The sequence below is a fragment of the Salinigranum halophilum genome (assembly GCF_007004735.1).
In the GTDB taxonomy this organism is placed as follows: Archaea; Halobacteriota; Halobacteria; order Halobacteriales; family Haloferacaceae; genus Salinigranum; species Salinigranum halophilum.
Window position 1 is genome coordinate 372,899 of the sequence record NZ_SSNL01000006.1, and the last position, 14,820, is coordinate 387,718.

The window sequence follows — 14,820 nt, forward strand, 5'->3', positions numbered from 1 at the left end:
GTGACTACTGAGACGGGCCAATGCGTCGGTTCGAACAATGAGAGTCCGCGATCAGTGTTAACCAACAGCCTCGGTAGTTAACCAACACACGGTGGTTGGTGCAGTTGAGATACGATACCGAGTGCCCTCTTCGAGTGAGTCACTGTTGATAGCGAGAGAAATATGTATGTGAAATTCGGCTCTGTTAAAATCCTCAGTAGTTGATACAAACGGCGTGCTGAATAGAGAGCGTGTAGTCAGCACTGAAAGTTGATAATTTTCACCAAACAAATTATAAATAAATTACAAACGGCCGCACGCACTCTCTTTGATGAGTCCGACCAGTTCCGGTCGGAGAACGGTCTCAGTTCACAGCCTTCGACAGCTCCGCGCCTGCCTTGAACTTCACATCTTGCGACGCCCGACTCGCACTCACCAAGTGACGCACCGGCGCATCCACCGCCACATGCGTCACGAACCCGTATTCGTCGCCGGGCTCACCGTCATCACCGCTCATAGCCCAATCTCCCCCTCGACTGGTGATGACATCGATAATGTCATTCGACACGCCTTCGAGACCGTCTTCACGACCGAACTCTTTCACCGCCCCGGAATCCAGCCGCCCGCCCCGCCGGACGCGTGGCCAGTCCCAGTCGGCTGCTCCACCGGCTACATCCTCAAACGAACCCCCAAGGTCAGAAAGCTCGACGCCCACCACCTCAGTCGGACCCGCCATCGACAGCACCGTCATCGAATCCTCGTACAACGCAGCGTCGTCGATGACCCACCCACCCGTGTACACGAGCTGGTCGTTGCTCTCACACCGTTGGACGTACAGCAGCGCGGGGAACGGCTTCGGACACCGCGGCGGTTGCACCATCATCTGATACACCGATACACCGGTCGACGCTCCAGACTCTGTCGCCTCTGGCCACCCCGCCTGACCACACTCTCTCATCGTCATCATCCCAACTCGTCCCTGCCCACCAGACTCACACGAACGTTCAGCCTCCGACGAAACCGCCGACCCCGACAGCAGGAACACCGACCCATCCTCCGTCCGGACGACCTCCAGACCCCCGCCCGCCGCCGTCGGTCCCGACACCTCCGCAACGAAGTGAGGCGTCGTCCCACACACCGCCCCCGGGAAAATCCCCTCGTCCGAATCATCACAATCGCCACCTCCGTCTGAGCTAGCCTTCGGCGTCCCCCACGAGTACACCCGCCCCTCGCCATCAGACTCGCCCGTCAGATACGCAATGAGACGTTCCGGCGTCACCGCTTCCCTGATACTCCCGTTCCCAACCGGAACCTCGGCATCAGGCAGACAGACCGTAAACCGCTCACTGACCATCGGCTCGCCGTCCAAATACGCGAGAATCTCATTTCGAGCATCGAACTCGAGCACGGTGTCGCCCACTTCGAATTGGTCGGGGTCATTTGGGTCGGCCACATCATCCTCGTCAGCGTCACCAAGCCCATCATCATCAGCATCTCCGTCCGATGACCGCGACTTTTGCTTGTTGCTCCGCGACGAGTTGTAGTCCTGAGCCATCACTGCCGACGACGTAACCCACCCCTCCAACTCCACGTCTCCAAGCTGTCCACTCGACACCGTCGGAGTCAGCCGACTCACGTGCGGCTCACCGACAACGAACTCGCCCAGACTCGCTTCTTGTGTCCCCGCGAACACCGCTGCAGGCGACGCCCCCGTGTTCGTCACCGCCGCCGCCGCGCGGCTCAGACAGCCGCTGAGTCCGACAACGGTGACGGCACCGGCTGCGGCAAGGAGGCTCCGGCGGCGAACCGGCATCTCGCCCGTGTCGGCAGCACTGCTCCCCGGGGGTGATGAACCATTCATCTGGTATTGAATGCCATGTGTATGTATAACATTTCCTGTGAGTAGAACGTAGAGGTTACACTCATTTCTGGATGGATGCTGTCGAGGCGTTTCGAGGCACCGAACAGGGACGTAGATGACCGACTCGCGCGCTCGATCCAGCACGGCCACAGAAACCTCACCGAACGCTGTCAGGAGCGGCGTGACACATGTAGAGGGTGAGTTCAGCACGCGCTTGCTGTCTGTTTCACGTGGTTACGTGCTTGATAGCCCGGCGACGTTGAATGAGGTACGCACTTACAGTTAGCACATTCACGAGCGGGATGAACGAAATGACGTACAGAATATTTGGCGTCCAGTCTGTATGTTCTGTGAGGAATTTGCGGTCATGGTAGATGACCACTGGTGAGTAAAAGGAAACAGCAATGTTTGCGATGATTAGCCACTCTTGGAGAGTTATGATGTATCCAGATAGACCGATACTATAATCGAATACGACGAAATTATTCAGCAGGAAAAGGACTTGATGAAGAAGCAATAGTAAGGGTATCAAGAAGAGTACCTTCCACCATCCTCGGTTTGAAAAATATCGTTGGAGACTCACTTGGCTCATTAGTGTCTGTCTGGGTTAAAGCGCATTAAAAACCTCGCAGGTGACTAGATTTTCTACTTCGTCCGCTCCTACAACGCGGGGTCTCGATGTTGACGATGCGTGCCGTATGTAGCGAAAGAGCAAGGCAAGTTCTGTGACCGACTCGCGCCCTGTATTCAGCGCGAGTGCTGAAACCGATCACTGAGTGAGGGTTTCAATAAGGCCACTCTCGGTGTTCTCAAACGAGTGTTCGGTGTGGGTCTTGCCCGAGAACGTCGGTCAGCTGAGGCGAACCTGTGTTGCCGACGATTTTCCGGACCGGTATCGTGCTCAAAAAGAACCGCACCCCGTCGGAGTCCTTCACCCATGAGGCCACTGGATCTGACGGTAAGGCGCCTACGCGGCGCTAAATGACCTGTACTCACTCTCGCAAGGCGGGCCAGCAGTGCCGAGGAGTCGTCTATCGGTCAGATCCATGATGTAGCTGCCGTTCGTCTGTAGCCGATCGAGTTCCGGATCGTCTTCGTTCGGATGTCGACAGATGCTGTTTGGCCGTCCAAAGTGGTCTCGGAGTGCGTCTTTGATCACTTCGGTGCCAATCTCACCCGAGTGTCGCGAGAGAAGCCGTCTGAGACGGGGTGCCCGACAGAGTGTGTCGGGGATGAGTTTTTCGAACTCACTATTCATCGAACTCCGATCCTCAACGTGGTTCGCGTGTGTTATCAGATGCTCCTGGGGGTACAGGTAGTTCGCTGTTTCCGGAGCGATCTCGATATTGACCATTTCGCCCTCTGCGTGAGCAACGATGACGTTCCCGGAACACGCCCTGTCCTTCGTGATTAGTGGTGCGATAGCGCTGTCCATTCGTTCGGCGTCCAGAACCTCTCGGAATCGGACGTGGAACGGTTTTCGGAACGGGTGTTCCCCGTCTTTCGCAGTGACGAGACCGTTGAGCGTCATCCCAAGTCCGTGTTCGTTGACACCGATTTTGCCGCCGACAATTCCCGCTTCGGTCATTGCGACCATGTTCGGCTTGTCGTCGCGACGGATGTCCATGACGAAGGTTTCCAGTCCAGGCATCCAGTCCCAGTTCTGTCCGAGATACGTGTGTCCGTCCTCCGTGATTTCTTGTTGTGCAGCGAACGCTGTGCAGGCGTCTGGGCTAGCCTCGTTGACTTCGTCCGCCGCCTGTTTGAACGCACTGTACATCACCTCGTACCGCGCATTGAGAATCGTGATGTCTTCCAAAGAGAGTCCACTTCCCTCCGCAACACCCTTCATCTCGTCGTAGTACTCTCGATTCTCGTTCTCAATGAGTGGTATGAACTCTTCTGCCTGCTCGTACACCGTTTCCTCGTCTGTTCCTTTGTACTCGAAGACGTCCAGGTAGATCTCGAGATTCTTCTGTATCTCGTCCGCGAACTCGGTTCCGTGTGTGACACCTCGTTCTTCTGGCGTTCCCGTCAGTTCTACTCCTCGAAGGGTAGCCTTGGCTTGGGACATATTCCACGTTGAATGTTACCACACAACTCCATTAAATGTTATTCAATTTATATTACCAATTAGTTTAAGTAGATAGTTAATGAACTGTCATGATGGTCATGTCAGACACAGAAGCGACCGTCGCACTCGGTTTCGATTTCGACGCAGTGTCGATATGGTTGCACAGTTTTGACTTCCTCGAGAGTCCAACAAAACACTCCCGTGGGATGTACGGTGCTGAGGTCGGTACACCACGTCTGTTAGACCTCCTCGATCGACTGGAAACCCCGGCGACCTGGTTTATTCCAGGTCATACGATCGATAGCTTCCCTGAGGTCTGCGGAGAAGTTCACGACAGAGGCTATGAGATACAGCACCACGGGTGGAAGCATACGAATCCAGCCAACTTCGAGACGCGTGAAGACGAGAAAGCGGACGTCGAACGCGCGATTGAATCCATCCGTGATCTCACGGGGCAGAAACCGTCAGGGTACCGGTCGCCGTACTGGGACTACTCGAAACACACGCTGGGAATCATCCAAGAACTCGGATTCGAGTGGGACTCCAGTCTGATGGGACACGATTTCCAGCCGTACTACGTGCGAGAAGGCTGGAGTGCTGACCCGGACGAGCCGTATGACCCAGGAGAAGAGACAGACATCCTCGAAATACCCGTCTCGTGGCATCGAGACGACTGGCCGCCGTTCCAGTTCATTCTCGGTGCGGACTCACAGGGCGGTGCCCCCGATGAACTCCAGGTGTTTGAGATGTGGGAGCGCCAATTCGATTGGATGTACGATAACGTCGATAACGGCGTCTTCGCACTTACGATGCATCCACAGGTGATTGGACAGCCGCCCCGGACGCTCTACCTGGAGGAACTCATTCGGCACATGGAGTCGAAACCAGACGTAGAGTTCAAAACGTTCGACGAGATCGCCGCCGAACGAACATAGTCACTCGTGGCGTTCTGGGGGACCCGCTCAGACGGTGTTTCCGAGCCCTCCAATTGAAGTTTCACTGTCTGGTGGACTCGGTACCGAAGTCGTGTCTCGCCTTCTGGTCGGGGCGGGTTAGTGCGTCGGCGACAGTGAATCAGCGCCACGGGAGCCACCCGTGCTTCTCGTCAGCCATGTTTGGGTCGTATTCGATGCGCTCGAGACCGACATCACGAGCGTGGTCAAGGACCGCCTGATACTCTTCGGGGGTGATCGGGCGGTTGATCTGTTCGTACCGTTCCTCGGTTGTCGCTTTGTAGTACGGACGGTACTGGGCCATCACGTTCACCACCGTATTGGTGCTGATTTCCTCGGCGATGAACGAGAGGACACCCTGTGCGTTTTCGACGTGACCCGGCATGACGAGATGACGAACGAGAAGGCCGCCAGTGGCGAGACCGTTGTCGTCGATCTCGAGGTCGCCGACCTGTCGGTGCATCTCTCGGAGCGACCCCTTGATGTTCGACCAGTACCCTGGAGCTTTGGAGTACTTGGCGGCAGCAGCGTCATCACTCCACTTCACGTCCGGCATGTAGATGTCGACGATTCCGTCGAGGACTTCGAGGATCTCGGCGCGTTCGTACCCCCCGCAATTCCAGACGATGGGGAGGTCGAGGCCCTGGTCACGTGCGATTCGAACGGCCTCGACAAGATGTGGGGAGTGGTGCGTCGGGGAGACGAAGTTGATGTTGTGACATCCTCGAGATTGAAGTTCGAGTGCCATCGCCGCAATCTCGTCGGGTGTAGTGGGCTCTCCACGAGCTTCGTGACTGGTCTCGAAGTTCTGGCAGAAGACGCACTTCATGTTGCAATGTGCGAGGAAAATCGTCCCGCTGCCCTCGTGGCCCCGCAGGACGTCCTCCTCGCCGTGATGGGCAAAGTACGACGAGACGTACGCGGTATCGTCGACGCGGCAGGCGCCGGTCTCGCCGGCCGTGCGGTCGACGCCACAGTCGTACGCACACAGGTCACAATCGGCGTACCGATGCCACAGGTCGTCGACGCGGGCGGCGAACTCAGTGTCCGGTAGTCGCTTGTAGTTCGGAATCGTGTCCGGACGGGTGCTCATATCTAACATTGTAAATCGTTAGAAATAATCGTGTCGCTGTGTCGTCGGCGTACGACTTCGAGGTGTTCGTCCAGTTCCAGTATCCCTCTGTGAGTCATCTCTGCCCGCGATTTGTGCGTTCGACTTACTGAAGTGCGAGGAGGAATCCGATGGAGCCGAAACATCAGAACGGCCCGCGTGCTGCGGACGCGAACAAACACGCTCCAGTAAGCAGCCTGTGGCAGTCTGTCTTAAGAATTCGGTAGCCGATTACGGCGACGTCGTACGTGTCGACCCGCGAATCCTGTTCCTGTCGATATCACCGGGAATCGTCGACGGAATAATCAGCTGTGAGTTGGGTGCGTCGACACCACTCGAAGCAGGGAGATCACCACGCCCGTCTCTCCGCGAGTGTGAACGGCACAACATTGCCACTCCCTGCCTTCCGCAAAGCGGTCCCGACTTCCGTCAGTGTCCAGCGGGAGCCGACGATATCGTCGACAAGGAGCAACGGTGTGTTTCGGATTGAACCTGTTGTCTCGTATGCTCCAGAGACGTTCCAGCACTGTTGATAAGAGTTAGCCAACTCTGCTTGGGGAGCCGGATTACCGGTACAGTTCATTGTCTCGACGAACGGGAGTCCGAGGCTCGCAGCGAGACGCTTGGCGAACTCGACGACCAGTCCAGGCTGACGAATTGAAGGAACAGCGGTGACCCAACGTGGCTCAGGTTCGGGCTCCCACTCTTCGATGAACTCCACTGAAGCCTCCACGAGTTCTTTCCGGTACCGACTACCATCGCGCTTGTCTGCATACACCTTCGTCCCCCACCCAGGGTCCTTGTACACCGAGAGCGACCTGCCGGGTTCGAGCAGCTGATTGGCTGGAATCTTGCTTCGGCCGCCAGACCGGTGATGCATATACTTCCGTGGGGGAATCTGCTGCCACCCATCACTCCGGTAGTATCCCTTCGCTTCCTCGACGAGCGCCTGGGTAGACACGGAAGAGGGGAGAAAGTCTCCCATACAGTTCGCACAGCGACCACAGGGCTTGTCGAGGTTCCCGTCGAGTTCGTCGTCGATGAATTTCGTGAGACAGCTATCGGTAGTGACGAACTGTTGCATCCGCTCCAGTTCCTTCCAACGATTCCTTGTCACTGACTCCACACGCTCGTGGTCATACGACCAATCATCTGCTGTCCGGACGAACCCGTCTTCAACCTTCTCTATCGCACCTTCGACCTCGAGAATGTTCAGACAGGAAGTGGTCGTTCCCCACGAGACGTCTACATCACGGAGAATCTCGTACTTGTACAACGGTTCGTCGCTCTCTGTGATCGTTTCGAGGATGTTCTCGAAGTGAGTGGGGTTCGGGAACGCTTTCTCGATGAAATACTCCGCAATGTCGTCATCATCTGGGCCAGAGAGAACAACCGCATAGGATTCGTCGAGTGCACGACCCGCACGGCCGATCTCTTGGTAATAGCGGATGAGATTCGGTGGCCGTTGGAAGTGGATGACCCAGCCCAAATCAGGCTTGTTGAACCCCATCCCGAGAGCGTTCGTGGCTACCAACGCCTCTACTTCGTTGTTCATCAGCTTCGCTTCTCGCTCCTGGCGAACATCGCCGTCCATCCCGCCATGGTACGGGAGTACATCGTGGCCGTGCTCGGCGAGCCAGCCAGCGACGTTTTCGGTCTCGTCCGTCGTGAGACAGTAGATGATGCCGGCAATCGGAGTATCTGCTAAGACCTCGGTCAGCCAAGCTAGCCGCTCCGCTCGGGAAGTCATCTGTATCGTCTGAATGTGCAGCGATTCGCGGACCAGATCGCCACGAAGTGGTTCAAGCTTCGGGAGCTGGGAGGTCACGTCGTCGATGACTCGATCGTTCGCCGTCGCGGTCGTCGCCGCGACGGGGAGATCGTTCGGAAGCTTCTCGAGTACATCACTGATTCGTCGATAGTCCGGGCGGAAGTCGTGCCCCCAACTGGAGATGCAGTGGGCTTCGTCGACAACTAACAGCCCAAGTTCGTCAGCGATTTGCTCGAACACCTCGTCTTGGAACTGTTCATTGGCGAGGCGTTCCGGAGAGATGAGCAAGAGGTCACAATCGCCGTCGACGACGGATTCCTGAATCGCACCCCAGTCGTCTGTGTTGTTCGAATGGATCGTGGCCGCATCGAGGCCGAGCTGTTCTTCGGCGTCGATGACCTGGTTCCGCATCAAGGCGAGCAGTGGGCTGATAATGAGTGTTGGGCCTGCACCCTGCTCTCTGAGCAGTCGAGTCGTGGTGAAGTACACAGTGCTCTTGCCCCACCCCGTCCGCTGAACCAGCAGCAATCGACCTGAGCTGTTGACCAGCGAATCGATTGCCTCCCACTGGTGCTGGCGGAAGGTCGCATCAGAGCCGAGGCTCTCCCGCAAGATTTTCTCTGCCTCCGCCTTCGTCACCCGTGACACATTCTGATAATCAGGAACGAATATAATAAAGACTCGGCTGACACCTCGACGACTCACTGCTCGAAGGCCTTCTGCATGTCGCCCCCTCCATCGAGAGATTTGTAATCGGGGCATCGATGATATTTCTGTCAGCGGCTATCGGTGCGATAATCCCCCCATACACCGTACGAGAGAGCTTCCATGCCCACGATGGACTTCGACGCACAGGTGGCACGGATCCTAGAACACATCGACCACTCACCGGAGATCCACGAAGCAAACAAGGAGCTCATTCGGCAGTTCCATCGCGATCTCCTACTCCGCGGGATCAGCGCGGCGCGACGGCAGAAGCTCACGTCGCACCTGAAGATCATTGCACGACACCTAGGGCAAAGCCGCTTCGACGAAGTAGACCGCGAGGATATCGTCGAGTTGGTCGAATGGATTCACAGTCGTGGGTCCGCGCCGTCGACCGTGTCCGACTACAAACAGGTTCTCAAGCAGTTCTACAGATGGAACAACGGCGGGGAAGAGCCAGACGAAACGAAGTGGATCCGGCGAGGGCCCACGCCTCGCGGGCAAACGCTTCCTCAGAAGTTGTTCTCTCCAACTGATGTCTCACAGCTGATTGACGCCTGCTGTAACGACCGAGACCGCGCGTTCATCGCGCTCCTTTGGGAGACCGGTGCCCGGATTGGCGAACTCATCGACCTACGCGTCGGCGATATCGAAGCCGATGACTCGGGGACACACGTCGTCGTGATAGGGAAGACCGGTGCTCGACGGCTCCCACTCGTCGAATCGCGCCCGTATCTCGAACAGTGGGTACAGACGCATCCATCCCCGACGTCGAACTCCCCCCCTCTGGTGCAAACTCGAGCAGGGGACACCAGACGAACAGCTCGGCTACAACTACATTCGATTGCGACTCCTCGAGCGGGTTCGAGAGCGCGCCGGGTTCGACAAGCCGGTGAACCCACACCATTTCAGACACAGTCGGGCGACCCACCTTGCGAACTGGCTCACAGAAGCCCAACTCTGTGAGTGGTTCGGGTGGGTACAGGGCTCGAACGTGCCTGCCCGATACGTCCATCTCTCTGGCAGGGATATCGACAACGCGTATCTCGCGTTATTCTCGAATCAGCGGTTCGATCACCTGCCGCAGACGAGCTAGCAGGAGCCGCAGATCAGTCACGAGTCCAGTCGTGACTCCCAATGATGACCCCCTTGGCCGTGTCTCAGTACCACGTGAGCGCTGAGTTACGCTGAGCTCTCAGAAAGGCGTTGAATCCGCCGATTATGTTGTCTTCGATGGCACATATCGAACCGGACGAGTCGAGTGCGACTTTCTTGACGACGCCGGCGTCGATCAGCTTCTGGATGTGCTGTAAACGGTGGCATCGCTAACGCTGGGGTCGAATTCTCACAGTTACTGACACTGATATGATCGACGAGTCGCAGCGCTCCTGAATTTTATATACGAAACCGAGGCCAGGAGGTGCTGTTGGTGTCCAACAACCACACCAACGGAGAACAATAATGACCGCAGAATACGACTTGATTGACCGTAAAACTGGACTGGTAGCACTACCGGCATTGCTCATCGGGTCTGCGTTCCTCCCGTGGCTAGTCGTAACCGCCGGTACCGTCCAAAGAAAAGCAGCCGGAACCGACCTGGATGTGGGCCTCGTGCTCATTCTTGGCGGACTCGCCGTGGCAGCCTCCTGGGTCTACAAATCGGGGAAGTACCGGGTCGACGGCTGGATTGCCGGCGGCTTACTCATCGAAGGGGCAACGCTGTGGACGCTTCGGGAGCTGAATCAGGGCATCAAAACGTACAGAGCGACGGAGTCGGGGCAACTGTATGGCGACTTCGTGTCGTTCGATATCGGGGTCGGGTTCTTCCTGGCCGCGAGTGTCGCTGCGGTGATTATCCTCGTCGGACTGTACGAGTATCTGACCACCTCCAAGGGGTTTGCTGTGCCAGACCTCGTTGGAACTCTTATTGATCAGCGTCAATCGACTCGGTGAATCGGTGCCGCGCTGAATTCTCCGTCGATACGGTATTCTCCTCATCCCCGTGCACTGCACAATCGTCTCTACAGGGAGTGTCGAAGTCGCTCGCGAACAACTGATCGATGTGGCTGACCGCACTATGCCCTACTCCCTTCTAACTCGAGGAGCCACGCCGCTCCCATTCTTCATCAATTCGGCTCAAGAGGACTTCAGGGACGCAAACGTTGATTTTCTCCATCCGGTCGTCACCGGAGTCGATATCCGCGTTCATGTGCTGTGATACAGTGGTATCACACAAGTGACACCCACACGTTGACGCTGATTCGCCTCAGTTGGTTGCGTATTGGTGACCATGGAGATACTGCAAACAGATCACGGGTTTGAGACGGGTTAACCAACAAAAACGCATAGCCCGACGGTTTTGTTGGTTAAGAGTAGAGGGGGGGTCGAATCCTCACACCCCACTGTTTCCAGTAAAGCGGCGTCTGCAGAAAGACGTCTCGCGAGGAGCGCGAGGAGACAATGATAACCACCGAACCGCGAGATCGCGCCATGAATCAATGAATCAGTGAGGTTTGGATGTCGGTAGAAGATTCACCCATCCCCTTCGATAACCCGTTGAATGTTCTCGTATCGGAGGCTGGAGAACAGGCCGTGCAGCGAGTGGCACAGTTGAGGAAGACACTATGTAACCAACAAGTAGGTGCCCCCTCTTGAGAAACTCAAAAACTGTTCTATAGTTGTCAGACGCGCAGCTTACAACTCGAAAAAGGGGGGTGTCCGTTCGAACTCAGACCACCACTGGATGGCAAAAGCCAGCGGCTGGACTCGCGATAATGGCTTTTTCACGGCCTCAACGGTGGATTTGCAGTAGCTCAGCGATGTTTCAGTAGACCCAGCTCAACGGGCAAAAAGCAGTCCGGAGAGGCGACCTCCTCCCCCCGTTTTCGAGTTGTAATTGAAGCAGTCCGCAGTATCCACTCCCCCTTTTCGAGTTGTAAGGGGCTCAGGGCTGCAAAGGGACCCCCCGTTTTCGAGTTGTAATCCCAGCCTGTCTGCAACCACAATAGAGACTCGGACCAACGAACCAGTTCGTTAGACTCTCCCCCCCCCCGTTTTCGAGTAGTAAGTCAGGCAAGCCGAGGAGTACAGAGTGAAGACCGAATCTTAGCTATCGCTGTGGAACCGCTTCATCTGCTCTCTGACAACGGCCCGGATTGGCGCCTCCTCCTTCGCCAAGTCGGTGAATCGAGAGTCTTCCCGGATCGTGCTCATGATCGTCTCCGGGGACTCCGAGAGTGAGAAGTACATGTGGACGCCCCGTCCGCGACCCTTCCCCCGGCGTTCGAAGTCGAGGACACCGTATGTGCTCTGTTCGGTGACGTGATTGACGAAGGTCTCACGGCTGTACCGGTCAGCGTCCAACGCATCAGCGATGAACTGATACGCTTTGAACGCGGGTCCGGCAGGGATCCACTCGGGGCTCCCCTTCGTGTAGTACGCGGTGGCAGCGACTGCATAGATTGAGAGTTTCTTCTGTGTCGAGATGCCACTGATGTGACGGAGTTTTCGGTTCTCGGTGTACTTCTCTTGCGCTTCGCGGACGTCAGGCTCGGTGACCGTATCCGATCCGCGGCGCTCGGCGAGCTCACCGGCCCATCTGAGAAGGTCGATCGCCTTCCGCGCATCACCGTGCGTCTGACTGCCGAATGCGGCAACGAGCGGGATGACGTCATCAGCGAGCGAGCCGGGTTTGAACGCGTCCCGGCGATGCATAAGGATACTGCGGAGTTGCGTCGCGTCGTAGTCGTCGAAGAAGATATCATCGGGGTTGTAGGAGCTCTGTGCTCGACTATTGAGGTCCTTCATGAAGTCGGCATAGTTGGTGATCGCCGTGAGCGAAATTGGGCCGTCGAAGTCAGCCAGCCCCCGAGCTCGAGAGAGTTGATAGATCAACGAATTGTATTCGGCCTCCTGGTACGGGCCCTCGAGCATGTCGATCTCGTCGAGGATGAAGATGACCCCATCGTAATACTCGCGCATGAGTTCGTAGAGTCGTTCGAGCTTCTGGTCAGTCGAAACGCCCGTCTGTGGGACTCCCGGGTCGACTCCCAGGTCGTCGGCAGCGCACTTGACCAGCCGATAGACCGCACGATCGGCTGTCTTCGGTCCCTCGCAGTTGATCGAGAGGACGCCGAACGTCTTTCCTTGCGACTCACACAGTTCGACGATCTGCTTACACACCGCGTGGATGATGAGCGACTTACCCGTTCCCGACGGACCGCTCAACAGCATATCCGGAATCCCTTCGTCGTGAAGAACTGGTTTGAGATTGTCGACGACCCGGCCCAGTTGGTCGTCACGGCCGACGATCCGGTCCTCGTCGATGATTGTATCCGAGCGGACGAGGTCCTTGTTCGCGAAGACACCACCCGATGACTCCGTCTGCAGTCGTTCTCGAATCGAGATTCCACCATCCTCGGTGCCGTTGAGAGAACCGTCCCCCTCAGTATCGGACTCCTGGTTCGCTCCGAACGTCGTTTGTGACGTCGAAGAGCCCTCAGACGCTGAACCGGCTATCGAGGTGTCCGGTTCTGGTGAGTCCTCTAAAGAGTCTTCCTGGGTTCGTCCACTCCCAGTGGATTCCGAGCTCTCAGGGCGACCGTCTCGCTCCATTATGAACCCCCTCGGACTCTGGGTATAAAAATCTGAACCCTTATGGAGTAGTAACTCGGTTGATTCCGTCGATATATGAGCTTAAGACGCGAATCTCTGAGAGACTTCGCAAACCGTCATCGGAATCTATCTCCCCCCGTTTTCGACTTGTAACAACGATCAGGATACGCTAGAATTTGTATCAGAATGACACTTCACACCCCCCGTTTTCGAGTTGTAAGAACGAGATAACACATGTCACGGATTGTCCCCGGACCCCCCGTTTTCGAGATGTAACGAACAGATTCGAAGACGAGGGTGGAGCACGGGATGTTGAACGTGAGATGCGTTTAGTATCAGTCGTCAGTATACTTCACGGGGACACTCTCGATGAAGGAAAGGCAAAGAAACTCGAGTAAACTGAGTCAGGCAGTTGATGACGCGAATTGTCTGAGTGGACGACCTCGAGACCGTTTGTGGGTCTCACGAGCCGTTCACCTCGGAGGCTCAACCCCCTCCCCCCTTTTTCGAGTTGTAACTCCCCGAGGGAGGGGGAGGGTGATTCGACGGTTGTACCGGTGAGAAGGGCTGAGGTGCCGGAATCAGCGGAGAGAAGCACTAAGTCGGTAGAATCTGCGATGAGTGTTGATTAAAGAAAAACTTATATGTGAGATACACGTACCAAACCTGTAGGATAGAAGTCGTGTAGGTTAGTTTAGCATAAACTAAACTAGACTGACAGAAGAGGGAGTCGCCCTTCAGGGTGGATCGATTCCTCTGAAATCACCCGTCACAGACGTCTTATCCGGATTGTCACCAAGCAAACCCCTTCGTCGTATTCTCCAACCCTACGCCCCTGCGTTCGTTTACAACTCGAAAAAGGGGGGAGAGGGGGTCCGAGATAGATCGAGTTTGACCTACTCCCGATGAAGCTGTCTGTCCCAACTCAAACCTCAACACGAGAATCCGCTCTTCCACGACAGGCCTCCATGCGTGGTGTTTGATGCTCTCCTCCGTGTCCACCACATCCCCCTACTGACGTCTATTTTCGCCGCTCCAGTCGTGAACCCCTCCCAGTTCTCGATATGTCACGAACTGAATCACCCGTTCAAACGGCTTTTAGAGAGGATTCGAGCTCACGTCTCCGGAGTAACTGGTCCCTTGTACTTCGAGCGCACCTTGTCTCCCTCCCGCCACTGCCAGTAGTAGTACCGATTGTCGTTGATGCGCTTGATCGTGATCGTCGCTTTCGCAGGGACGTCGTCTGGTAGGTCGTCCGGCCGTTCTTCGACGTTCTCCTCTTTGTCCCCTTCAGCGATTCGATCTTCACGCTCACGGTATTCAGCGAGTTCCTCGGCATAGGCGGCGACACGACGAAGGATGTCAGGCGAGGAGTCGCTAAGCGCGTCGACGACGTCGGGAGGAAGTTCCGCCGGGGGCGTCGGTGGTTCGGTGGGCATGGTGGCTCAACCCGCGTTAACCAACATCGACGCTCATCAGCATATATCTGTTGGTTAAACCAACCGAGAATTCTGTTCTTGAGGACCTCGATAATCTCTCGTGCCGTTCGACTGATTCGGCCGAGACACTCGCGAACGACCTCGTGGTCGTCTGATTCCCACGTCGCGAGGTAGAACGCTGCTCCGCTGATATCGAGTCCGCAGTACCATCCGACCACGTACGCCACAGCTTCCGCCTTGACTTCGCGTTTCGAGCGCTCGGTATCTTCGTTGATGTCGAGGTTGAGCCGAGGGGGACCGAACGTCGCCTCCC

Annotated in this window: 10 protein-coding genes and 1 pseudogene; 4 read left to right on the top strand and 7 right to left on the bottom strand. The window is 56.4% G+C overall.

The window, feature by feature from the left end; genetic code table 11:
* Positions 1-343: 343 nt before the first annotated feature.
* Both E6N53_RS21320 and E6N53_RS17055 read right to left on the bottom strand, forming a co-directional pair.
* The gene (locus E6N53_RS21320) at positions 344-1,990 is read right to left on the bottom strand and encodes a hypothetical protein (protein WP_236642391.1); all 1,647 of its coding nucleotides are present in this window, start codon (positions 1,988-1,990) and stop codon (positions 344-346) included.
* Between the two features lie 817 nt (positions 1,991-2,807).
* Positions 2,808-3,914, bottom strand: coding sequence for a C45 family autoproteolytic acyltransferase/hydrolase (locus E6N53_RS17055; RefSeq protein WP_142860705.1), 1,107 nt, complete (start codon positions 3,912-3,914; stop codon positions 2,808-2,810).
* A 92-nt stretch (positions 3,915-4,006) separates the two neighbouring features.
* Here E6N53_RS17055 and E6N53_RS17060 point away from each other — a divergent pair, with 92 nt between their 5' ends.
* On the top strand, positions 4,007-4,849 hold the full coding sequence (locus E6N53_RS17060) for a polysaccharide deacetylase family protein (protein ID WP_236642392.1): 843 nt from the start codon (positions 4,007-4,009) through the stop codon (positions 4,847-4,849).
* 139 nt (positions 4,850-4,988) lie between these two features.
* On the opposite strand, the gene E6N53_RS17065 is transcribed toward E6N53_RS17060, so the two are convergent.
* Complete coding sequence (locus tag E6N53_RS17065) at positions 4,989-5,960, bottom strand: radical SAM protein (protein ID WP_142860706.1); 972 nt, start codon at positions 5,958-5,960, stop codon at positions 4,989-4,991.
* A gap of 367 nt (positions 5,961-6,327) precedes the next feature.
* Positions 6,328-8,388, bottom strand: coding sequence for a RecQ family ATP-dependent DNA helicase (locus E6N53_RS17070; protein WP_142860905.1), 2,061 nt, complete (start codon positions 8,386-8,388; stop codon positions 6,328-6,330).
* Between the two features lie 198 nt (positions 8,389-8,586).
* Between E6N53_RS17070 and E6N53_RS21685 the strand changes: the two genes are divergently transcribed.
* The 3 genes from E6N53_RS21685 (at position 8,587) to E6N53_RS17080 (ending at position 10,407) form a co-directional block, all read left to right on the top strand.
* Positions 8,587-9,420 carry a tyrosine-type recombinase/integrase gene (locus tag E6N53_RS21685; protein ID WP_394344772.1) on the top strand — a complete coding sequence of 278 codons (834 nt, stop codon included), beginning with the start codon at positions 8,587-8,589 and terminating at the stop codon, positions 9,418-9,420.
* Positions 9,347-9,550 carry a hypothetical protein gene (locus E6N53_RS21690; RefSeq protein ID WP_394344768.1) on the top strand — a complete coding sequence of 68 codons (204 nt, stop codon included), beginning with the start codon at positions 9,347-9,349 and terminating at the stop codon, positions 9,548-9,550. Before E6N53_RS21685 ends, E6N53_RS21690 begins: the two co-directional genes overlap by 74 nt.
* Before the next feature lie 365 nt (positions 9,551-9,915).
* Positions 9,916-10,407, top strand: coding sequence for a hypothetical protein (locus E6N53_RS17080; protein WP_142860708.1), 492 nt, complete (start codon positions 9,916-9,918; stop codon positions 10,405-10,407).
* 1,152 nt (positions 10,408-11,559) lie between these two features.
* Here E6N53_RS17080 and E6N53_RS17090 read toward each other — a convergent pair.
* The 3 genes and pseudogenes from E6N53_RS17090 to E6N53_RS21325 form a co-directional block, all read right to left on the bottom strand.
* Complete coding sequence (locus tag E6N53_RS17090) at positions 11,560-13,068, bottom strand: AAA family ATPase (protein ID WP_236642393.1); 1,509 nt, start codon at positions 13,066-13,068, stop codon at positions 11,560-11,562.
* A gap of 1,115 nt (positions 13,069-14,183) precedes the next feature.
* Entirely contained in the window at positions 14,184-14,507 is a 324-nt protein-coding gene (locus E6N53_RS17095) for a DUF6788 family protein (protein ID WP_142860709.1), read from the bottom strand.
* A 74-nt stretch (positions 14,508-14,581) separates the two neighbouring features.
* Positions 14,582-14,779: pseudogene (locus E6N53_RS21325) on the bottom strand (DUF955 domain-containing protein); the annotation flags it as partial.
* Positions 14,780-14,820: the final 41 nt, after the last annotated feature.

What these genes read in the sequence shown, in the direction of transcription:
- E6N53_RS17080 (WP_142860708.1), top strand. Translation starts at nt 9,916, where the DNA reads ATGACCGCAGAATACGACTTGATTGACCGTAAAACTGGACTGGTAGCA.
- E6N53_RS17065 (WP_142860706.1), bottom strand. Translation starts at nt 5,960, where the DNA reads ATGAGCACCCGTCCGGACACGATTCCGAACTACAAGCGACTACCGGAC.
- E6N53_RS17090 (WP_236642393.1), bottom strand. Translation starts at nt 13,068, where the DNA reads ATGGAGCGAGACGGTCGCCCTGAGAGCTCGGAATCCACTGGGAGTGGA.
- E6N53_RS17055 (WP_142860705.1), bottom strand. Translation starts at nt 3,914, where the DNA reads ATGTCCCAAGCCAAGGCTACCCTTCGAGGAGTAGAACTGACGGGAACG.
- E6N53_RS17095 (WP_142860709.1), bottom strand. Translation starts at nt 14,507, where the DNA reads ATGCCCACCGAACCACCGACGCCCCCGGCGGAACTTCCTCCCGACGTC.
- E6N53_RS21685 (WP_394344772.1), top strand. Translation starts at nt 8,587, where the DNA reads ATGGACTTCGACGCACAGGTGGCACGGATCCTAGAACACATCGACCAC.
- E6N53_RS17060 (WP_236642392.1), top strand. Translation starts at nt 4,007, where the DNA reads ATGGTCATGTCAGACACAGAAGCGACCGTCGCACTCGGTTTCGATTTC.